At 73.2% G+C, this 20,704-nt stretch carries 19 protein-coding genes and 3 tRNA genes; 15 read left to right on the top strand and 7 right to left on the bottom strand.

Annotation, left to right across the window (positions count from 1 at the left end):
* Positions 1–2: 2 nt before the first annotated feature.
* A complete protein-coding gene (locus tag AW16_RS0100110; RefSeq protein WP_081861376.1) occupies positions 3–1,070 on the bottom strand; it encodes a chorismate-binding protein in 1,068 nt (355 codons plus the stop codon).
* Between the two features lie 155 nt (positions 1,071–1,225).
* Here AW16_RS0100110 and AW16_RS0100105 point away from each other — a divergent pair.
* The 3 genes from AW16_RS0100105 (at position 1,226) to AW16_RS0100095 (ending at position 1,514) form a co-directional block, all read left to right on the top strand.
* Positions 1,226–1,297, top strand: a tRNA-Gly gene (locus tag AW16_RS0100105).
* A gap of 47 nt (positions 1,298–1,344) precedes the next feature.
* Positions 1,345–1,415: transfer RNA gene (locus tag AW16_RS0100100), tRNA-Cys, on the top strand.
* 24 nt (positions 1,416–1,439) lie between these two features.
* Positions 1,440–1,514, top strand: a tRNA-Val gene (locus tag AW16_RS0100095).
* A gap of 83 nt (positions 1,515–1,597) precedes the next feature.
* Here AW16_RS0100095 and AW16_RS0100090 read toward each other — a convergent pair.
* The 3 genes from AW16_RS0100090 to AW16_RS0100080 all read right to left on the bottom strand — a co-directional run bounded on the left by AW16_RS0100090 (position 1,598) and on the right by AW16_RS0100080 (position 3,625).
* A complete protein-coding gene (locus tag AW16_RS0100090; RefSeq protein WP_029287033.1) occupies positions 1,598–2,266 on the bottom strand; it encodes a fasciclin domain-containing protein in 669 nt (222 codons plus the stop codon).
* A 107-nt stretch (positions 2,267–2,373) separates the two neighbouring features.
* Positions 2,374–3,087 carry an anti-sigma factor gene (locus tag AW16_RS0100085; protein WP_029287031.1) on the bottom strand — a complete coding sequence of 238 codons (714 nt, stop codon included), beginning with the start codon at positions 3,085–3,087 and terminating at the stop codon, positions 2,374–2,376.
* Positions 3,074–3,625 (bottom strand): RNA polymerase sigma factor, encoded by a 552-nt coding sequence (locus tag AW16_RS0100080; protein WP_029287029.1) that lies wholly within the window; start codon positions 3,623–3,625, stop codon positions 3,074–3,076. Before AW16_RS0100080 ends, AW16_RS0100085 begins: the two co-directional genes overlap by 14 nt.
* A gap of 299 nt (positions 3,626–3,924) precedes the next feature.
* Between AW16_RS0100080 and AW16_RS0100075 the strand changes: the two genes are divergently transcribed.
* Positions 3,925–4,968, top strand: coding sequence for a hypothetical protein (locus tag AW16_RS0100075; RefSeq protein ID WP_029287027.1), 1,044 nt, complete (start codon positions 3,925–3,927; stop codon positions 4,966–4,968).
* A gap of 45 nt (positions 4,969–5,013) precedes the next feature.
* On the opposite strand, the gene AW16_RS0100070 is transcribed toward AW16_RS0100075, so the two are convergent.
* The gene (locus AW16_RS0100070) at positions 5,014–5,523 is read right to left on the bottom strand and encodes a DUF664 domain-containing protein (protein ID WP_029287025.1); all 510 of its coding nucleotides are present in this window, start codon (positions 5,521–5,523) and stop codon (positions 5,014–5,016) included.
* Between the two features lie 80 nt (positions 5,524–5,603).
* Positions 5,604–6,119: a MarR family winged helix-turn-helix transcriptional regulator gene (locus AW16_RS0100065; protein WP_029287023.1), complete on the bottom strand. Its 516-nt coding sequence runs from the start codon at positions 6,117–6,119 to the stop codon at positions 5,604–5,606.
* A 74-nt stretch (positions 6,120–6,193) separates the two neighbouring features.
* Between AW16_RS0100065 and idi the strand changes: the two genes are divergently transcribed.
* Genes idi through AW16_RS16660 form a run of 8 tightly spaced genes read left to right on the top strand, consistent with a single transcriptional unit; the run spans position 6,194 to position 12,533 of the window.
* Entirely contained in the window at positions 6,194–6,769 is a 576-nt protein-coding gene (idi, locus tag AW16_RS0100060; RefSeq protein WP_051681532.1) for an isopentenyl-diphosphate Delta-isomerase, read from the top strand.
* A 1-nt stretch (position 6,770) separates the two neighbouring features.
* Positions 6,771–7,778, top strand: coding sequence for a polyprenyl synthetase family protein (locus AW16_RS0100055; RefSeq protein WP_051681531.1), 1,008 nt, complete (start codon positions 6,771–6,773; stop codon positions 7,776–7,778).
* On the top strand, positions 7,775–8,671 hold the full coding sequence (locus AW16_RS0100050; protein WP_369794739.1) for a phytoene/squalene synthase family protein: 897 nt from the start codon (positions 7,775–7,777) through the stop codon (positions 8,669–8,671). The genes AW16_RS0100055 and AW16_RS0100050 overlap by 4 nt, the downstream gene beginning before the upstream one ends.
* A complete protein-coding gene (gene crtI, locus AW16_RS0100045) occupies positions 8,671–10,212 on the top strand; it encodes a phytoene desaturase family protein (protein WP_029287016.1) in 1,542 nt (513 codons plus the stop codon). The genes AW16_RS0100050 and crtI overlap by 1 nt, the downstream gene beginning before the upstream one ends.
* Positions 10,209–10,535: a lycopene cyclase domain-containing protein gene (locus AW16_RS0100040; protein ID WP_029287014.1), complete on the top strand. Its 327-nt coding sequence runs from the start codon at positions 10,209–10,211 to the stop codon at positions 10,533–10,535. Before crtI ends, AW16_RS0100040 begins: the two co-directional genes overlap by 4 nt.
* On the top strand, positions 10,532–10,879 hold the full coding sequence (locus AW16_RS0100035) for a lycopene cyclase domain-containing protein (protein ID WP_029287013.1): 348 nt from the start codon (positions 10,532–10,534) through the stop codon (positions 10,877–10,879). The genes AW16_RS0100040 and AW16_RS0100035 overlap by 4 nt, the downstream gene beginning before the upstream one ends.
* Positions 10,869–11,762 (top strand): prenyltransferase, encoded by an 894-nt coding sequence (locus AW16_RS0100030; RefSeq protein ID WP_029287011.1) that lies wholly within the window; start codon positions 10,869–10,871, stop codon positions 11,760–11,762. Before AW16_RS0100035 ends, AW16_RS0100030 begins: the two co-directional genes overlap by 11 nt.
* Positions 11,763–11,813: 51 nt before the next feature.
* Positions 11,814–12,533 carry a potassium channel family protein gene (locus AW16_RS16660; RefSeq protein WP_231495894.1) on the top strand — a complete coding sequence of 240 codons (720 nt, stop codon included), beginning with the start codon at positions 11,814–11,816 and terminating at the stop codon, positions 12,531–12,533.
* Here AW16_RS16660 and AW16_RS0100020 read toward each other — a convergent pair.
* On the bottom strand, positions 12,468–13,697 hold the full coding sequence (locus AW16_RS0100020; protein ID WP_029287008.1) for an NAD(P)/FAD-dependent oxidoreductase: 1,230 nt from the start codon (positions 13,695–13,697) through the stop codon (positions 12,468–12,470). The genes AW16_RS16660 and AW16_RS0100020 overlap by 66 nt on opposite strands.
* Positions 13,698–13,906: 209 nt before the next feature.
* Here AW16_RS0100020 and glgX point away from each other — a divergent pair, with 209 nt between their 5' ends.
* From glgX to treZ, 3 genes are read left to right on the top strand one after another with little or no spacing between them, the layout of a single operon-like run.
* Complete coding sequence (glgX, locus tag AW16_RS0100015) at positions 13,907–16,198, top strand: glycogen debranching protein GlgX (RefSeq protein WP_029287005.1); 2,292 nt, start codon at positions 13,907–13,909, stop codon at positions 16,196–16,198.
* Between the two features lie 9 nt (positions 16,199–16,207).
* Positions 16,208–18,718, top strand: a complete 2,511-nt coding sequence (treY, locus tag AW16_RS0100010) for a malto-oligosyltrehalose synthase (protein WP_029287004.1) — start codon at positions 16,208–16,210, stop codon at positions 18,716–18,718.
* A complete protein-coding gene (treZ, locus tag AW16_RS0100005; RefSeq protein WP_029287000.1) occupies positions 18,715–20,478 on the top strand; it encodes a malto-oligosyltrehalose trehalohydrolase in 1,764 nt (587 codons plus the stop codon). Before treY ends, treZ begins: the two co-directional genes overlap by 4 nt.
* Positions 20,479–20,704: the final 226 nt, after the last annotated feature.

Raw genomic sequence — 20,704 nt, 5'->3', positions numbered from 1 at the left:
GGTCAGTCTCGCACCGTCGCCGCCCCGTCCCGCGCGCCGCGCACGCCCGACGCCAGCGCGACGAGCCGCGCGGCCTTGAGCTCGGTCTCCGTCCACTCGGTCTCCGGGTCGCTCCCCCACGTGATGCCCGCACCCGTGCCGAAGCGCAGCGCGCCGTCCGCCCACCAGAAGGTCCGGATCGCGACCGCGAGGCGAGCGGTCGTGCGTCCGTCGTCGTCGACGTGCACCCAGCCGAACGCACCGCAGTACGGACCGCGCGCGACCGGCTCGGCCTCCGCGATGACGCGCAGCGCGGAGGACTTCGGCGCACCTGACACCGAACCGGGCGGGTACGTCGCCCCGAGCAGCCCGGACCACAGGTCGTCGGTCGGGACGAGCTGCCCACGGACGGTCGAGACGAGGTGCACGAGGCCCGGGTGCAGCTCGGTGCCGAGCAGCGTGCTGACCTCGACGGTCCCCGGTGCGCAGACGTGGTGCAGGTCGTTGCGCACGAGGTCGGTGATCATCACGTTCTCGGCGCGGTCCTTGTCCGTCAGACCGTCGGGCGTGCGCGCCGTGCCCTTGATGGGCGCCGACGTGACCGTGCTGCCGGCGACGTCGAGGTACAGCTCGGGCGACGCCGAGACGACCCAGACCTCGCCCGGGACCTGGATGCCGCCGGCGAACGGCGCCGGGTTGCCCGCGGCGAGCACGCGACCCAGCGCACGCGCATCCGGCTCGTCGGGCACATCGGCCTCGAGAACGCGGCACACGTTGGCCTGGTAGACGTCTCCCTCGCGGATGTGCTCACGCGTGCGCTCGACCGCCGCGACGTACCCCGCACGATCCAGCGAAGACCGCCACGGGCCGGTCACGCCCGGCCATCCGGGCCCCGCGTCACGCGGCGACTCGCGCCTGCGGGCGAAGCGCCACGCACGCACACGGCCCTCGAACTCGCCGACCACCACCCACCACCCGGGCTCGAGCAGACGCTCGGGCTCGTCGCACACGTCGATGACGTCGGTCACACCGTCGAGCTCGAACCCGTCGAACCACGCGCTGCCGGTCCGACGTCGTGGCTGGTCAGGCATGTGACCACCGTATCCGCAGCCCCGCCGAGGGCGTCGCGGTGCCCGGTTCCGCGTGATCGTGCGGCACGCGAGCCCGGTTGGACTCTCGCCGCAGAACTCGGTTAGAGTCTGGGACGCACACGGAACGCCGGTGAGAAAAACGGCGGGAAGTGCGTGCGGACGTGGCTCAGTGGTAGAGCATCACCTTGCCAAGGTGAGGGTCGCGGGTTCGAATCCCGTCGTCCGCTCGGAGACATTCCTTCTCGGCCCTGGCCGCGCAGGACTGCGGTCTCAGGGTGGAGTGGCCGAGAGGCGAGGCAGCGGCCTGCAAAGCCGTATACGTGGGTTCGAATCCCATCTCCACCTCGCAAGCTCACCCAGCAGTACCCCGGGCGATTGGCGCAGCGGTAGCGCGCTTCCCTGACACGGAAGAGGTCACTGGTTCGATCCCAGTATCGCCCACCAGCATCACAGCAGGACGGAAGCCGTTCCCGATCGATCGGGAACGGCTTCCGTCGGTCTCGGGCGCTGACGCCCGGGCCATGCCGTCAGAGGTCCACCGGTCGCAGGACGCGCGAGATGCCGTGAGCGACCTGCAGGTTCCCCGTGTTGAGGTCGAGCTTCCACGGGATCAGGAACGGGTTCGGAGCGTCGGGGTCCTTGTCGACGAGCTGCGCGATGCCCAGCGGTCGGAACAGCACGTCCACCGTGATCGAGCCTCCCTGTGCCGTGGTCAGGGACGCCCCGTCGGAGGCGAGCGCAGCACGCGCGGTGATCGTCGTTCCCGGCACCACGTGGTACAGCAGGACCTGCTCGACGGTGTCGATCCCGAGCGACGCGACGACGCCGAACACCTGCTGCTCGGAGCGGTACCAGCGGTGGGTCAGGTCGTGCGCGAGCACCCGGAACGCCTCGTCGGTCGGCAGGAAGGCCGTCAGCGGGACGGTGCCGTCGGCGAGCACCGCGACGGGGCTCGTCGGCTTGGCCGCGAGGACGGCCCGCACGGCGGCGTCGACGATGTCGAAGTCCCCCCAGCGGCGGTCGAAGCGGGACCCGTCGGCGGCGAGCACCTCGGCCAGGCTCCTCGTCCCGGGATGGGCCGTCGCGGGTGCCACGGCAGGCGCCGCCGCCTGTGCTCCCGGCGAGAGGCCGATCCCGAGACCGAACGTGAGGGCAAGGGCCGCCGTGGTTGCGGTGATGGTGCGGCGTAGCTTCATCGTCGGATCTCCTCCACACACTGCTCGATGCGGCGCCGGACGACGCCTGCAGGTGTGTGTTCGGGAGAAGTGGCGCCTCCGGATGCAGCGGCCGGGCGGCGACCGGCTCAGCGCTCGAGGGTCCCCCGCACCACCGAGTCGTCCGAGTGGGCAGGATCGCCGTCGAACGGCTCCTGCGACACGTCGACGACGGTGTAGGCGTCCAGGTCGAGGCCGCTCGGCACGTCGAACGTGCCCGAGCCGCCGTCGAGCACCCCGAGGCTCACCATGCCCCGCAGGTCGGACGTGGCCAGCCACACCTGCCGGAACCCGTCGTCGCCCGGGGCGCCGGCGACACGCACCTCCAACCGGTCGACGCCGCGCACCGAGCGCAGGTCGGCCGACCCCGACGCGCCCGTCCATGCCGGCAGCGCGACGAGGTCCGCGCGCGCGACGGACGTGCCCGGGTCGCGCCGTGACCAGGCCACGCCCACGACGACCCCGACGGCGAGCGCGACGACCGCCGCGACCCCGGCGACGACCCAGCGGCGGACGCCCCGCGGCGGCACGGGAGCCGGCGCCGGCGCCCCTGCCGTGCCCTGCCGCGCGCCCCGGGGCGCCCCGTCCGCGGCGAGCTCGTCCTCGATCGCCGCCCACACGTGACCTCCGGGCGCTCGGGGAGCGTCGCCGGGAACCATCGCGCGGCCCGCCGCGACGGTCCGGCGCAGCGCCGCGAGCTCGTCGCGGCAGCGTTCGCACCCCTGGAGGTGCGCGACCGCCTCCGGGGACGGCTGCTCGCCGAGCGCTGCGAGCGCGAGATCGTCGGGTTCAGGGTGTGGCACCGTCCACCTCCAGTCGCTGTCGCAGTCGTGCCAGTCCTCGCCGGACGTGGCTCTTGACCGTACCGAGCGGCATCGCCAGCTCGTCGGCGATCTCGGTGTGCGTGAGACCGCGGTCGAACGCCATGCGCAGCACGGTGCGTCCGGGCTCGTCGAGGCGCTCCAGCTCGTCGGCCACGAGCACCCGGTCGACGACCTCGTCGGCGAGGCGGTCCTCGACGACGCGTCCTGCACCGGCCGCGACCGCGACCGCGAGACGCGCCCGGCCGGAGCGCGAGCGGTGCACGTCGACGATCGCGTGGCGGGCGATGCCGACGAGCCACGTGGACAGGCGGGCACGCGCCGGGTCGAAGCGTTCCCGCCCCCGCCACGCACCGACGAACACCTGCTGCGTCACGTCGTCCGCGTCGGCGTCGGAACCCAGCGACTGGCGCGCCAGCGTGTGCACGAGCGGGGACCAGCGCTGGTAGACCGCGGCCAGGGCGTCGTCGTCGCCCGCGCGGAACCGACGTGCGAGCTCGTCGTCAGCGTCCTGGGGCACCTTCGCCTCGTGGTCTCCTGCGTCGGGGTCGTGCGACGCCCCGCGGCGTCGGGCACCAGCCTGCGGGCGCCGCGCCCCGTGCGCGACCTGAGCGCGCCGATGGCGCGAGGCGGAAGCGCTCCCATGAGAGGTGGGTCGCGTCGACCAACGGGTGAGACGGCGCACCCGCGACCGCCGGATTCGTCCGCTCTGGGTCACCCGGATGGCCCACGACCTGCACATTCACCCCGCACCGGGCTCGCTGACCCGCGTAGCGTCGCTCTGGCCACGCGCGTGCGCGGCACCGACGGGAGAGGGACGTGGGCGCGGTCGGCAGGGACCCCCGGTGGCGCGAGGCGCAGCGGTTCGCCGAACGCCACGCGCGGCTGGTCCTCGCCCGCGTGGACGTGCACGCCTCGGTGGCGGGCGACGACGTCGACCTCGTGGGGCTCGACTTCGCGGGCCTCGTCGACCGCAGCCGCTCCCCCGTCGACACCCGTCAGCTCGAGCACCTCCGCATCGTCGCCGGGGCGCGCACCGCGGTGTTCTACTCGCACTCCGGCTTCGCCAAGACGGCCGTCCTGTGGGCCGACCGGCACGCCGTGGCGCTGTTCGCCTACACCGACGAGGGGTTCGCGACCCCGGTCAACGTCGCCGCGCGCGACCTGGTCCACGCGGGGCAGGAGACGAGCGAGCGCGAGGTGCTGCTCGGCATCTCCCGGGTCTCGCGCCACGCGACCGAGGTACGCGCGCTCATGGAGCGCCGGGAGCGGGAGGCCGCGGCGGCCGCGCTGCGCGAGGGCGAGCGTTCTCGCGAGGCGGAGCACCGTCGCCGGATGCAGCGCGACCGGCGCGAGGCCGTGCTAGGGCGGACCGTCGCGCTGCTCGTGCGGCTCCAGGTCGATCCCGACGCGATGGCCGGCACGGTCGAGCGCCTCGCGACGTCGTCAGTCGCCGACGCGGTCGCCGACGCCGCGCAGCGGCTCACGCTCTTCGAGCGCCCGGCCGCGCTCGAGCTCGTGCGCGCCGAGTTCTACGACGGCGCAGCCGCACTGGAGGTCGTGACGAGCCCGGCGGACCGGGAGGGCTCGAGCTACCGCGCCGCACGTCGGGCGGTGGACAACGGGCTCGACGCGCTCGACGACGCCGCCGGGGAGCACGTCACCGGGCACGTGGCACCCGACGTCGTCGCGAGCGAGCTCCGGCGGGCCGCACGCTGCTGGCAGGTGCTCGTCGACGAGGTCGCCCGGGCGGCCCCCCTTCCGGCGACGCCCGAGCCGGGCGTGCCGCAGCAGCGCGGACCGCAGGTGCCGCAGCCCCGGGTCCGCAGGCCGCAGCACCGGGCCGAGGCTGCGCCGAGCTGATCCGACCTGACGTGGCCTGGTGCGAGCCGACCTCGTCCGCCCCGTTCAGCCGCGTCGGTCCAGCAGCCCGCGCACGTAGGCCGCCTGGCCCACGTGCTGCAGGTCGTCCGCCAGGATGCTGACCAGCCGCACGCCGAGGGTGACGGGCGGGTCCCATCCCTCGTCGACGACGCGTTCGAGGTCGTCACCGCGCAGCGTCTGCAGGTACGCGCCGGTACGTGCGCCCACCGCGTCGAGGTAGCCCAGGAGCAGGTCGGGCTCCGCACGCACGGCCGCCACCTCGTCCCGACCCTGCCCGTAGCCGGTCGCCGAGTCGTCGAGCGGCAGGTCGAGCCGCCGCGCCCAGCCGTCCGCGGTCCACACCTGGTCCTCCCCTGCAAGGGGCGCGACCTGTGCGTCCTGCCCGCGGGCCGCGTGCCACACGAGCCACGCGATCGAGTTGGCCCGCTCGTCGGGGCGCCAGGCGAGGTCGTCGACGGAGAGTCCCCCGACGGCGCGTCGCAGCGACGGTGAGATCCGGTCGAAGCCCTCGATCAGCAGGTCGACGGTGTCCATGACCCTCCCGTTCGTCGTCCCTGCACCCGTGTCTACCGGGCGTGCGCGGGATCGGCACGCGGAGCGGCTCGACGGGGCCGTCAACCTGTCGCGCCACGCGGCCCGCCTGCCGGTTCGAGCGGTGCGACGTCCTGCTCGTCGAGCACGTGGGCCATCGTGGTGAGGAAGTCGACGAGCGCGGGTCGGGCCCCCTCGGGGACGGCCCGCACGGCATCCGCCATCGCGGCGTGCATGGAGGTGAGGCGGCGGCGGATCTCGGCGTGCGAGTGGTCTGTGCTGCACACCACGACGGCCCTGCCATCGGTCGGGTGCGGGCGCCGCACGACGTGGCCCGATAGTTCGAGCCTGTCGAGCAACTTGGTGGTGGACGCCGTCGAGATCCTGAGGTGTCGAGCGAGGTCGGCCGCGCTGGGAGGTGCGCCGGCCTGCTCCGTGGCGACGACGTAGCGCACGGCCTGCACGTCCGTCAGGTTCATCTCCATGCCGGCGCTGAGCCGCCGTCGCATGTCCGCGTCGGCCCTGCGGAACTCGCGCAGGGCCTCGAGCACCGGCACGACCGACTCGTCGTCGTACCAGAAGTGCGGGGTCGCCCTCATGCGGCGATACTAGGCGCACTCGCTAGCCTGGCTAGCGAAACGACGGCTGACGGACGTACTAGAGGAGTGCACACATGCCGATGATGCCCGACGACGTGGTCCTCCTGGACGCGGCGGGGCGCCCGAACGGCCGGGCACCCCGCGCACACGTGCACGACCACGCGACGCCGCTCCACCTCGCGTTCTCCTGCTACGTGTTCGACTCGCAGGGTCGCGTGCTGCTGACTCGACGCTCGCTCGCCAAGCGCACGTGGCCCGGCGTCTGGACCAACTCCTTCTGCGGCCACCCCCGTCCTGGTGAGGAACCGCGAGCGGCCGTGGTCCGGCACGCGGCTTCCGAGCTCGCGCTCGTGCTCGACGACCTCGAGCTCGTGCTGCCCCGCTTCCGGTACTGCGCGACCGACGCCTCGGGTGTCGTCGAGAACGAGGTGTGCCCGGTGTGGTTCGCCACGACCCGACGGGCGCCCGACCCCGACCCCGCTGAGGTCGCCGAGCTGCGGTGGGTCACGCCGCAGGAGCTCGGCCGCGCCGTCGACGCCGCACCGTGGGCGTTGAGCCCGTGGATGGTCGAGCAGGTGCTCCAGCTGGGCGACCTGGTGGAAGACGACACGACGACGAGCCCCTCCGACCTGGTCGGGATGGTGGGCTGACGTGGACGACTTCCTCGCACGTGGCGCGGCCGGCACGACGCACCTCGGCCCGGAGAACCAGGCGCTGTGGACCGCGATGGCCACGACGTCGGGCGGAGGGCGCCGGCTGCGCCCTCGGCTGCTGCAGGAGACGTACCGCGTGCTCGGGGGCGACGACGAGTCGGCCGCGCGGCACGTCGGCGACGCCCTCGAGCTGCTGCACGCCGCGTTCGTCGTCCACGACGACGTGATCGACCACGACCTGCGGCGACGTGGTCGGGACAACGTGGCGGGCGAGTTCGTCGCGAGGGCCACCCGCGCGGGCGCAGGACCGGTCGCCGCGGCGGGGTACGGGCAGGCTGCGGCCGTGCTCGCCGGCGACCTCGAGCTCGTCGGCGCGGTGCTGGCGGTCGCCGACGCGCCGGTCTCGCCGGCCGTGCGCACGCGCCTGCTCGCTCTGCTCGACGACGCCGTGCGCGTCAGCGCCGCGGGTGAGCTGCAGGACGTGCACCTGGGGCTCGGCACCCGCGTGCCGAGCGTCGCGGAGACGATCGCCGTCGCCGAGGCCAAGACCGCCGCGTACTCGTTCTGCCTTCCGCTGCAGGCTGCCGGCGTCATGGCGGGGGCCGACGACGACACGCTCGGGCTGCTCGGCGAGCTGGGACGTGTGCTCGGCATCGCGTTCCAGCTGTGCGACGACCTCGCGGGCGTGTTCGGCGACGAGGTCGTGACCGGCAAGTCGGCCCTGTCGGACCTGCGGGAGGGCAAGATGACCGCGCTCGTGGCCCACGCCGCCTCCACGCCGCAGTGGCCGACGATCGAGCAGCACCTCGGCGACCCCGACCTCTCGTGCGAGGACGCCGACGTGCTGCGCGCCGCGCTCGAGGCGTGCGGGGCACGCGCGTTCGTCGAGGACCTCGTCGACGGGCACCTCGACGCGGCACGCGCGCTCGCGCAGGAGGCCGGGCTCGACGACGTCGTCGACCGCGTGTCCGGCTGGGGCCGGCGCTCGCCCGGGAGGGCGGCGTGACCGCGCTGTCCGGGCGAGGTCACGCCCGGCGAGACGCGTCGGCCGGGTCGCGCACGCTGTACGACGCCGCCGCCAGTCGTGCCTCGGCGCAGGTCGTCGAGGAGTACTCGACATCGTTCGCGCGAGCCTGCCGCCTGCTCCACGAGCCGGTCCGCACGCACGTGCGCAACGTCTACGGGCTCGTGCGCGTGGCCGACGAGATCGTCGACGCGCCGGACCTCGGTCTCGGGCCCTCCGCGCGCGGAGAGCTCCTCGACGACCTCGAGGACGAGGTCCGCCGGGCGACGGCCCGTGGCTTCTCGACCAACCTCGTCGTCCACGCCTTCGCGCGTACGGCCGTGCGCACCGGGATCGACGAGGAGCTCGTCGGGCCGTTCTTCGCCTCGATGCGCACCGACCTGTCCCGCACGGCGCACGACGCACGGTCTCTCGACCGTTACGTCTACGGCTCGGCCGAGGTCGTCGGCCTCATGTGCCTGCGCGCGTTCCTGGCCGACGAGGCCGACGCCGCACGACGGTTCGACGACCTCGCCCCGGCCGCGCGCCGACTGGGCGCCGCGTTCCAGAAGGTCAACTTCCTGCGCGACCTGGGCGCCGACCACGACGACCTCGGACGCGACTACCTCCCCGGCGTCGACGCCCACCACCTCACCGACGACCAGCGCGACGACCTGCTCGACGACATCGACACCGACCTCGCGATCGCGGCCGACGCGATAGCGCTGCTGCCGCCGTCGAGCCGCCGGGCGGTGCGGTGCGCGCACGACCTGTTCGCGGCCCTCTCGGCGCGGCTGCGGCGCACCCCCGCGGCGACGATCGCCGGCACCCGGGTGAGCGTCGGCGTCACGACGAAGTCCCTCATCGTCGCCCGCTCGCTGCTGGGGGCGCACTGATGCGGGTCGTCGTGATCGGTGCCGGCGTCGCGGGGCTCGCGACGGCTGCGCTCCTGGCCCGGGACGGGCACGACGTCGAGGTGCTCGAGCAGCGCCAGGAGGTCGGCGGGCGCGCCGGGACCTGGCGCTCGGACGGGTTCACGTTCGACACCGGTCCGTCGTGGTTCCTGATGCGCGAGGTGTTCGACCACTTCTTCGCGATGCTCGGCACGAGCACCGACGACGAGCTCGACCTCGTGCGGCTCGACCCCGCCTACCGGGTGTGGTTCGACGGGTACGACGAGCCGCTCGACGTCGTGACGGGCGCGGCCGACGCGGCCTTCGAGGCGATCGAGCCGGGCGCCGGGCCGGCGCTCGCCGCGTACCGCAGGTCGGCACACCAGGCGTACGACCTCGCGCTGCGACGCTTCCTGTACACGACGTTCTCCCCCGGTTCGCTGACGTCGACGGAGCTGGTCCGGCACCTGCCGCGGCTCGCCGGCCTGCTCACCACGAGCCTCGAACGGCACGTCGCCCGCCGGTTCCGCGACCCTCGGCTGCGACAGGTGCTCGGCTACCCGGCCGTGTTCCTCGGGACGTCCCCCGAGAGGGCACCGAGCCTCTACCACCTGATGAGCCACTGCGACCTCACGCAGGGTGTCCTGTACCCGCGCGGCGGGTTCGGCACGGTCGTCGACGCCCTCGTGCGGGTGTGCGGCCGCCTCGGTGTGCGGGTGCGGACGCGCGCTCGCGTGACACGCGTGCTCGTCGGGACGGACGCTCAGGTCGACGGCGTCGAGGTCGACGCGGGCGGCGGCACCGCTCGGGTCGACGCCGACGCCGTGGTGGGCGCAGGAGACCTGCACGACCTCGAGACGCGGCTCCTCCCGCGCGAGCTGCAGACCTACCCGCAGAGCTGGTGGGACCGCCGCGACCCCGGCCCGGGCGCGGTGCTCGCGATGCTCGGCGTCCGCGGACGGCTCCCCGGCCTCGCGCACCACTCGATGTTCTTCACGTCGGACTGGCGCGCCAACTTCGACGCCGTGCTCGGCCCGCACCGGCGCATCCCCGATCCGGCGTCGATGTACGTGTGCGCGCCGTCGCGCACCGACCCCTCCGTCGCACCGGTCGGCCACGAGAACCTCTTCGTCCTGGTCCCGGTACCGGCGGACCCGACGATCGGGAGCGGCGGAAGCCCGCTCGTCGAGCAGGTCGCGGACCGTGCGGTCGCGACGCTGGCGTCGCGGCTCGGCGTCCCGGACCTCGCGCAGCGTGTCGTCGTGCGCCGGACCGTGGGCCCGGCCGACTTCGCACGCGACCTGTCGTCGTGGTCCGGCGGCGCCCTCGGGCCCGCGCACACGCTTCGGCAGTCCGCGATGCTGCGCGGACGGAACGTGTCACGGCGCGTGCGCGGGCTGCTCTACGCCGGAGGGACAACCGTCCCGGGCATCGGGCTCCCGATGTGCCTGATCAGTGCGGAGAACGTGGTCAAGCGGCTTCGGGGCGACACGTCGTCGCGGCCGCTGCCCGAGCCGGGCGCGTCGCAGGAGGCGGTCGCGTGAGGGGCGCGTACCTGCTCGTCGAGCTCGTGTCGATCGCGGGGGTCGTCGCGCTCGACGTGCGGTACCGCCTCTTCCTCGCCGCCGGCGAGGTCGGGCGGGGCGTCGTGGTGGTCCTCGTCGGAGTCGCGTTCTTCGTGCTGTGGGACGTCCTCGCACTCGTCGCCGGCTACTACGGACGCGGGGAGGGGTCGGCGCTGCTGGGGATCGAGCTCGCGCCCCACTTCCCGCTCGAGGAGCTCGTGTTCGTGACGTTCCTGTCCTACCTGACGATGATCGTCCACCGGGCGGTCACACGTGCGCTCGACGCCAGGGGGACGCGGTGAGCTACCTCGCGCTCGGGCTCGGGCTGGTCGCCGTCGCGGCCACCGTCGCCGCGATCGCGTGGGCGCGCACGAGAGGCACGCGGCTCGTGATCGCGAGCGCCGTCACCGTCGTCGTGCTGGCGGCGTTGACCGTCGTGTTCGACAGCCTGATGGTCCGCGCCGACCTCTTCCGCTACTCCCCCGCCGATCTCACGGGCGTGCGCGTGTGGCTCACGCCCGTCGAGGACCTCGCGTGGCCCGTCGCGGCGGGGCTCCTGCTGCCGGCCGTCGACGGGCTGCTGCGTGCTCGCGGCGGGCGGCGCGGGTCCCGGACGGAGTCGCCGGAGGTGTCCCGTGCGCGTTGAGCATCGTCGCAGCTCCCTCCGGGCGGGTCTCGCACAGGTCGTCGGCTCGTCGCGCCCGTTGTCGTGGATCAACACCGCCTACCCGTTCGCCGCGGCGTACCTGCTGGCGGGTGGCGACGTCGATGCCGCGTTCGTCGTCGGCACGCTGTACTTCCTCGTGCCCTACAACCTCGCGATGTACGGGATCAACGACGTCTTCGACCACGAGTCGGACGTGCGCAACCCGCGCAAGGGCGGCGTCGAGGGCGTCGTGCTCGACGACCGCTGGCACGCGACGACGATCCGCGCGGCGGTGCTGACGAACGTCCCGTTCCTGGCGGCACTCGTGCTGCTGGGAGACGCGCTGTCCACCGCCGTGCTCGCGGTCAGCGTCGCCGCGGTGGTCGCCTACTCGGCGCCCCGGCTGCGGTTCAAGGAACGGCCGGTGCTCGACTCGCTCACATCGAGCACGCACTTCGTCAGCCCGGCCGTGTTCGCGGTGACGTTGGCCGACGGCCGGTTCACGGTCCCGGTCCTCGCGACGCTCGCCGCGTACTTCCTGTGGGGCGCCGCGTCGCACGCGTTCGGCGCGGTGCAGGACATCGCGGCCGACCGCGGCGCGGGGATCGGGTCCGTCGCCACGGTGCTCGGGGCGCGCCGGACCGTCCGGCTGTCGATGGGTGCGTACGCGCTCTCAGCCGTGCTCATGCTCGGCGCGGGGTGGCCGGGCCGCCTCGCGGCGGTGGTCCCGATCGTCTACCTCTGGTCCGTCGCACCGTTCCGCGACCTGTCGGACGACGAGTGCGAGCTGGCGAACCGCGGCTGGCGGCGGTTCCTGTGGCTCAACCTCGTGATGGGCTTCCTGGTGACCCAGCTGCTCATCGTCATGGCGCTGACCTCCTGAGCCGGCGCGGCGACCTTGCGCGGCGCGCGTCACGGCCGCGATGCTGCCGACGTGACGCGCGCAAGGGTGGCCCCCGACCATTTCGGGGTGGTGCTGGCGATGCTCGTCGCGGCCTACGTGCTGTCCGTCCTCAGCAGCGAACCGGCCGTCCAGACCACGGTGGCGGTGCTGTACCTCGTGACGTTGTTCCTCGCGGTGCGCACGTCTCGCCCGGGCGGGTGGATGCGCGTCACGGGCAGGGTCGTGCCCGTCGTCGGTGCGGTGGCGATCGGCGTCGCGCTCGCGGCGCTGGGGCACCGGGACGCCGCCGGGGTCACGGACACCGTGCTCGTCGTGGTCCTCGCCGTCACGATCGTCGTCGTGCTGGCGCGCGTCCTGACGCGCCCGGACGTGAACGGGAGCGTCGTCGCCGGCGCCGTCTCGGCGTACCTGCTGCTGGGCGTCCTCTTCGCGCGCGTGTTCGGCGTGGTGTCCTGGCTGCAGGCGCCGTTCTTCGCCGACGGCTCCGCGGCGACCGCCCAGTCGCTGCAGTACTTCTCGTTCACCACCTTGACCACGCTCGGGTACGGCGACCTGACGGCCGCGAGCGACGCCGGCCGCGGCCTCGCGATGCTCGAGGCGCTCGCCGGCCAGCTGTTCCTCGCGACGCTCATCGCCCGGCTGGTCGCCTCGTTCCACCGGACGTCTCAGCACGCCGCCGCGGCGTCAACCGAGGTCGCCCAGCGAGACGTCGGGATCGGCGAGCCGGGCGCGGTCGACGACGGCACCTGAGCGCACCAGTGCCGTGACGTCGTCGACGACGTCCCACACGTTCACGTTCATGCCCGCGAGCACCCTGCCCTCGCGCAGCCAGAACGCGACGAGCTCACGCCCGTCGAGGTCGCCGCGGACGACCACCTCGTCGTATCCCTGCGGACCGATCCAGCCGGTGTACTCCATGCCGAGGTCGTACTGGTCGGTGAAGAAGTACGGCAGGGCGTCGTAGGGCTCGTCGAGCCCGCAGATCGTCGCTGCGGCCGTCTCGGGCTGGTGCAGCGCCGTGGCCCAGTGCTCGACGCGCAGGTGGGTGCGCAGCGTCGGGTGCCAGGCGCGGGCGACGTCGCCCACGGCGAGCACGTGCGGAACCGACGACCGCAGGTGGGCGTCGACCACGACGCCGTCGTCGACCGTGAGGCCCGCCTGTGCGGCGAGCTCGGTGCGCGGCGACGCCCCGACGGCAGCGACCACGAGGTCGGCCTCGAGCAGCGCGCCGTCGTCGAGCTCGACCGCCCCGACGCGCGCCCCGGTCCCCCTGGGCACGACGCGGGTCACGGCGACGCCCGTACGCAGGTCGACGCCGTTGTCCCGGTGCAGTCGCGCGAACAGCGCCGCGAGCTCGGGGCCGAGAACCTTCACGAGCGGCAGCCGGTCACGCACCAGCAACGAGACCTCGCACCCGGCGGCACGCGCGGCCGCAGCGACCTCGAGGCCGATCCACCCGCCCCCGACGACCGCGACGTGCTGCGCCGAGGAGAGCGCGGCTCGCAGCCGGTCGGAGTCGTCGAGGGTGCGCAGGTGCACCACCCCTTCGAGGTCACCGCCGGGGACGTCGAGGAGACGCGGACGCGAACCGGTCGCGAGGACGAGGTGGTCGAAGGGGTGCCGCGTGCCGGACGTGTCGACGACGTCCCGCGACCCCAGGTCGATCGCTCGGGCACGTGTGCCGGTGCGCAGGTCGACGCCGTGCTCGGCGTACCAGCCCTCGTCGTGCACGAAGGCCGCCGAGCGCTCGTCCGTGCCCAGCAGGTAGCCCTTCGACAGCGGGGGCCGCTCGTACGGCCGCTCGGTCTCGGCGCCCAGCAGGGCGACGGGGCCGTCGTGGCCGCGATCGCGGAGCTGTTCGACCACCTTGGCACCTGCCAGCCCGCCACCGACGACCACCACACGTCCAGCCATGTCCGCTCCCTCGTCGGCCCGGTCGCCCATCGGCGTCGCCCGTCAGCATCACCGAGCAGCCGTGCGGAGCCGGCTCCGCACACCCACCCCCGAGCGCACCAGGAGCTCCGCGCGGCCGCAACCCGGTGGGCCACGGGTCCGTCCGGTGAGACGTGCGTCACGGGTGGGCCCAGGTGCCGGACGTCTGACCGACTGGCACCCTGGGGCGCATGCTCATCTGGCCCGGACGCCCCTACCCCCTCGGTGCCACCTACGACGGCAGCGGCACCAACTTCGCCCTGTTCTCCGAGGTCGCCGAACGTGTCGAGCTCTGCCTGCTCGAGGCCGACGGCACCGAGACGCGCGTCGACCTGCCCGAGGTCGACGCGTTCGTGTGGCACGGCTACCTGCCCGCGGTGCAGCCGGGCCAGCGCTACGGCTACCGCGTGCACGGCCCCTACGACCCCGCGCACGGGCACCGCTGCAACCCCGCCAAGCTGCTCCTCGACCCGTACGCGAAGGCGATCGACGGGCAGATCGACGGCGACCCGTCCCTGCTGTCGTACCCGATCGGCGACCCGGACGGCCGCAACGACGACGACTCGGCCGGCCACACCATGACGTCGGTCGTCATCAACCCCTACTTCGACTGGGGACGTGACCGGGCACCCGAGCACGAGTACCACGAGTCGGTGATCTACGAGGCGCACGTCAAGGGGCTCACGCAGCTGCACCCGGCCGTGCCCGAAGAGCTGCGCGGCACGTACGCGGGCATCGCGCACCCGGCCGTCATCGCGCACCTCAAGGCGCTCGGCGTGACCGCGATCGAGCTCATGCCCGTGCACCAGTTCGTCGACGACACGTCGCTGCGCGACAAGGGCCTGTCGAACTACTGGGGCTACAACACGATCGGCTTCTTCGCGCCGCACAACGCCTACTCTGCGTTCAAGGGACCTGGCCAGCAGGTCCAGGAGTTCAAGGCGATGGTCAAGGAGCTGCACGCGGCGGACATCGAGGTCATCCTCGACGTCGTCTACAACCACACCGCCGAGGGCAACCACCTGGGCCCGACGCTCAGCTTCCGCGGGATCGACAACGCCAACTACTACCGCCTGGTGGACGACGACCAGGCGCACTACTTCGACACCACGGGCACGGGCAACTCGCTGCTCATGCGCTCGCCCCACGTGCTGCAGCTCATCATGGACTCGCTGCGCTACTGGGTCACCGAGATGCACGTGGACGGTTTCCGCTTCGACCTCGCCGCGACCCTCGCCCGGCAGTTCCACGAGGTCGACCGGCTGTCGGCGTTCTTCGACCTCGTGCACCAGGACCCGGTCGTCAGCCAGGTCAAGCTCATCGCCGAGCCCTGGGACATCGGTGACGGCGGGTACCAGGTGGGCGGTTTCCCCCCGCTGTGGTCGGAGTGGAACGGCAAGTACCGCGACACCGTGCGTGACTTCTGGCGCGGCGAGCCGTCGACGCTCGGCGAGTTCGCGAGCCGGCTGTCCGGCTCGTCGGACCTGTACGAGCACACCGGCCGCCGACCCATCGCGAGCGTCAACTTCGTCACCGCGCACGACGGCTTCACCCTCGCCGACCTCGTCTCGTACAACGAGAAGCACAACGAGGCGAACGGTGAGGACAACCGCGACGGCGAGAGCTTCAACCGGTCGTGGAACTGCGGCGCCGAGGGCCCGACGGACGACCCGGAGGTCCTCGCGCTGCGCGCACGCCAGCAGCGCAACTTCCTCGCCACCCTCATGCTGTCGCAGGGCATCCCGATGCTCCTGCACGGCGACGAGGTGGGCCGCACGCAGCAGGGCAACAACAACGTGTACTGCCAGGACGACGAGCTGTCGTGGATGAGCTGGGACCTCGACGACGCCCAGACGTCGCTGCTCGCTTTCACGCGCGAGGTCGTGCGCCTGCGCCGCGATCACCCCGTGTTCCGGCGCCGCCGGTTCTTCGCCGGCGCACCCGAGCACGGCGGCGAGTCCGACCTGCTCGACATCGCGTGGCTCAACCCCGCCGGCGAGCACATGGGCGACGACGCGTGGCGCAACGACCAGGCCCGCGCGGTGCAGGTGTTCCTCAACGGCGACGCGATCGCAGAGCCCGACCTGCGCGGCGAGCCGATCACCGACGACTCGTTCCTGGTGCTGTTCAACGGGCAGCCAGAGGCCGCGACGTTCACGCTGCCGGACGCCGAGTACGGCACGACGTGGACGACCGTCCTCGACACCGACACGCACGTGAGCGTCGGGTCGACATGGGACGCCGGGGCCACGCTCGAGCTCGAGCGCAACTCTGTCGTCGTGCTCACACGGCCGCCCGTCGAGCCCGTCCCGGCCTACGCGTCCGGCGCGTACGCCGCGGCGGCACGCGAGTCCGCACGCGCCGCGGCGCAGGCGGCGCACGCCGAGCCGCACGTCGACGACGCGGTCGCCCAGGCACGCGAGGAGGCGGGGCTCGTCAAGCCGCGTCGTCGGTCGTCCAAGCCCAAGCCCTCGACGAGCTGAGCCGCGCTGATGGCCGAGGACCGCGCAGTCTCTTCCCACCGGCTCCCGGCGCCCTCCGCGCCGGTGCCGGTCAGCACCTACCGCCTGCAGCTGGGCGCCGACCTGACGTTCGACGCCGCCGCCGCACGCGTGCCGTACCTCGCCGACCTCGGTGCGACGCACCTGTACCTGTCCCCCGTGCTGGCCGCAGCACCGGGCTCGACGCACGGGTACGACGTCGTCGACCACGACACGGTGTCGGAGGTGCTCGGCGGCATCGACGGCCTGCGACGGCTCGCGGCGGTCGCGCACGCGGCCGGGCTCGGCCTCGTGCTCGACGTCGTGCCGAACCACATGGCGGTGCCGACGCCCGCGTGGCACAACCGTGCGCTGTGGTCCGTGATGTCGCAGGGTCCGCAGTCGCCGTTCGCGCACTGGTTCGACGTGGACTGGTCCGCGGGCGACGGCTCGCTGCTCGTGCCCGTGCTCGGGGACCGGATCGGCAGCGTGCTGGCGCGCGGCGAGCTGGCCCTCGACACGGTGGACGTGCCCGGTGAGGGTCCCACGACCGTGCTGCGGTACCACGACCACGTCTTCCCGGTGCGGCCGGGGACGGAGTCGCTCGGCCTCGCGGAGCTCGTCGAGCGGCAGCACTACAGGCTCGCCTACTGGCGGGTGGCCGACGAGGAGCTCAACTACCGCCGCTTCTTCGACGTCGGCACGCTCGTCGCGATCCGGGTCGAGGACCCGGACGTCTTCGACGCGACGCACCGGCTGGTCCTCGAGCTGCTCGCGGACGGGACGCTCGACGGCCTGCGCATCGACCACCCCGACGGGCTGGCCGACCCCGCCGGCTACCTCGCGAGGCTGCGCGAGGCGAGCGGCGGCGCATGGGTGGTCGTCGAGAAGATCCTCGAGGGCGACGAGGAGCTGCCCGCCGACTGGGACACCGCCGGCAGCACCGGCTACGACGCGATGTGGCGCGTGCAGCAGACCTTCGTCGACCCCGGGGGCGCGGCCGAGCTCGCCGGTGTCATGCACCGCGTGACGGGTGACGCGTCGGACGCGCTCGCCGCGATCGTCGAACGGTCCAAGCGGGAGATCGTCGACGGCGCCCTGTACGCCGAGGTGCACCGCCTCACGGCGCTCGCCGCCGACATCTGCCGCGAGGACCTGCGCCTGCGCGACCACACCTGGCGCGCTCTCGAGGACTGCCTCGTCGAGCTGCTCGTCGCGTTCGACCGCTACCGCGCCTACGTCCTGCCGGGGGTCGCGCCCGGACCCGAGGCGGTCGAGGTCCTGACGGCCGCGGCCGACCTCGCTCGCGAGCGGCTCGCGCCCGAGCGCGGCGAGACGATGGACGTCGTCGTCGACCTGCTGCTCGGACGTGAGGTCGGCAGCGCCGGACGCACGCGCGGTCATCGGCGCGACGAGCTCGTCGTGCGGTTCCAGCAGACGTGCGGCGCGGTCATGGCCAAGGGCGTCGAGGACACGGCGTTCTACCGGTGGACGCACCTGACTGCGCTGTGCGAGGTCGGCGGCGCACCGGAACGGTTCGCGCTCACGCCGACCGAGCTGCTCGCATGGGCCTCACGGCTGCAGGCGACAGGGCCGCTCGGCATGACGTCGTCGACGACGCACGACACCAAGCGCAGCGAGGACACGCGTGCCCGCCTCGGGGTCGTGAGCGAGCTTCCGCACGAGTGGTCGGCGCTGGTCGAGAAGCTGCGGGCGGCCTCCGCGCCGTACCGCAGCGGGCTCGTCGACGGGCGCACCGAGTACCTGCTGTGGCAGACGCTCGCGGGCACGTGGACGGCGGACGGACCGATCTCGGCAGAGCGGCTCACCGAGTACCTCACGAAGGCGATGCGCGAGGCGAAGTCGCGCACCACGTGGACGGCACCCGACGAGGCGTACGAGCTGGCCGTGCTCGGCGCGGCGACGTCGGCGCTCGCCGACCCTGTCGTCGTCGGGCTGCTCACGGACTGGGAGCTGAGGACGAGGGCCGCGGTGCGTGCCGCGACGCTCGGGACCAAGCTCGTCCAGCTCACGCTGCCCGGGGTCGCCGACGTCTACCAGGGCACCGAGGTGCCCACGCCGACGCTCGTCGACCCGGACAACCGGCGGCCCGTCGAGCTCGAGCCGCTCGTCGCGCGGCTGCAGCGCCTCGACGACGGCGCAGGGGCGCGCGACCTGGCCGACGAGAAGCTGCTGGTCACGTCCCGCACGCTGCGGGTGCGCCGGGACGTGCGTGAGGCGTTCGTCGGTCCGGACGCCGGCTTCCTGCCGCTCGCCCACTCGTCGGGCCACTCGCTCACGTACGCGCGGACCGTGGACGGCGAAGCGCGGGTCGTCGTCGTCGCGACCAGGCTCGCGGCCGCGCTCGATCGGCTCGGCGGGTGGGCCGACCACACCGTGGCGCTGCCCGACGGCGACTGGCACGACGTCCTGTCCGGGCACGTGCACCTCGGAGGCGTCGTGCCGGCGGCCGACGTGCTCGTGTCGCTCCCGGTCGCTCTGCTCGTGCGGAGCGACGCGTGATCCCTCGCGTGTGGGCGCCGGACGCGTCGTCCGTCACGCTCGTGCTCGGGGACAGCCACGTGCAGATGGCGCGCGACGGGGCGTGGTGGAGCGGACCCGAGCTCACGCACGGCACGGACTACGCGTTCAGTGTCGACGAGGGCCCCGCGCGGCCCGATCCGCGCTCGGCGTGGCAGCCGCACGGTGTGCACGGTCCGAGCCGGGTCTTCGACCCCGACGTGCACGTGTGGCGCTCGACATGGGGCGGGATCGACGTGCTCGGGAAGGTGCTCTACGAGCTGCATGTGGGCACGTTCACCCCGGAGGGGACGCTCGTCGCGGCGGCAGATCGGCTCGACGAGCTCGTGCACCTCGGTGTCGACGTCGTCGAGCTCATGCCGCTCGCACCGTTCGACGGCGACCGCGGGTGGGGGTACGACGGCGTCGGGCCGTACGGCGTGCACCAGGCATACGGCGGCCCGGCCGCGTTGCAGCACTTCGTCGATACCGCGCACGGGCTCGGGCTCGGGGTGTGCCTCGACGTCGTGCACAACCACCTCGGGCCGTCCGGCAACTACCTGTCGACGTTCGGGCCGTACTTCACCGACCGGCACCGCACGCCGTGGGGCGACGCGGTCAACCTCGACGGTCCCGGCTCCGACGAGGTGCGACGCTGGCTGATCGGGTCCGCGCTGCGGTGGTTCTCGGACTTCCGGGTCGACGCGCTGCGGCTCGACGCCGTGCACGAGCTGCACGACGACTCGCCGGTGCACGTGCTCGCGGAGCTCTCGGACGCTGTCGCCTCCCTCTCGTCGGATGCGGGCCGGCCGCTGTCGCTCGTCGCGGAGACCGACCTCAACGACGTCGTCAGCATCACGCCGACGTCCGCCGGCGGCTGGGGCATGAGTGCGCAGTGGGCCGACGACGTGCACCACGCGCTGCACGCCCTGCTCACCGGGGAGCAGCACGGGTACTACGTCGACTTCGGCACGCCGGCCGCGCTGCGGACCGTCATGCGCGGTGCGTTCCTGCACACCGGCGGATGGTCGACGTTCCGGGCGAGCGACTGGGGGCGTCCGGTCCCGGCGGGTACCGACGGGCACCGCTTCGTCGTGAGCGACCAGAACCACGACCAGGTGGGCAACCGGGCTACCGGCGACCGCCCGTCGGCGGCACTCGACCCCGACCGGCTCGCCGCCTCCGCCGCGCTGCTGCTCCTGTCGCCCTTCACGCCCATGCTCTTCATGGGAGAGGAATGGGGTGCCACCACACCGTGGGCGTTCTTCACGTCGTACGAGTCCGACGAGCTGGCGGACGCAGTCCGGACCGGTCGTGCCGCGGAGTTCTCGGGGCACGACTGGGGAGCCGTCACCGTGCCCGACCCGCAGGCACGGTCGACGTTCTCCTCGAGCATGCTCGACCGCACGGAGGCTGGCCGTCGACCTCACGCGCGCATGCTCGAGTGGTACCGGTCGCTCGTCGCGCTGCGGCGGGCCGTGCCCGACCTCGCCTCGGGCGACCTCGCGGCGACCGACCTCACGTGGTCCGGCCCCGACGCGAGCAACGGGCCGTGGGAGGGGGTGCTCGTGCTCTCGCGGGGTGCCGCGAGGGTGCTGGTGCGGCTCGGGGCGGGGCCCGAGGTCACCGTGGCTCTGCCCTCGGATGCCGGCGCGCTCGACGTGGCCCTGGCTTGGGGGGCGTACCGCGTGGAGCCCGATCGCGTCGCGCTGGGGGGCGGGGCGGTCGTGGTGCTCGTGCCCGCTGACGGGGGCGACGACTGACGGGTCGAGCCGTCCACAGGCATCTGGTTGTGGATAACCCGGTCGATGTTTGTGCTGGTCAGGTGCCATTTCTAGGTTGACCCGGGGTGTCCGGTTCGGGTAGGTTCATACGCATGTTCGAAGTTCCTGGTTCGCCTCGTGAGGGTGTCGCTGATGACCGGCTGGTGCTGGTCGACGCCGACGCGCCTCGGGGTGCGGACCGGGTGCGGGTGGCGTTGGCCGATGG

Source organism: Cellulomonas sp. HZM (assembly GCF_000708885.1).
In the GTDB taxonomy this organism is placed as follows: domain Bacteria; phylum Actinomycetota; class Actinomycetes; order Actinomycetales; family Cellulomonadaceae; genus Cellulomonas.
The sequence above is the reverse complement of the archived record's forward strand: the minus strand, read 5'-3'. Positions and strand labels throughout refer to the sequence as shown.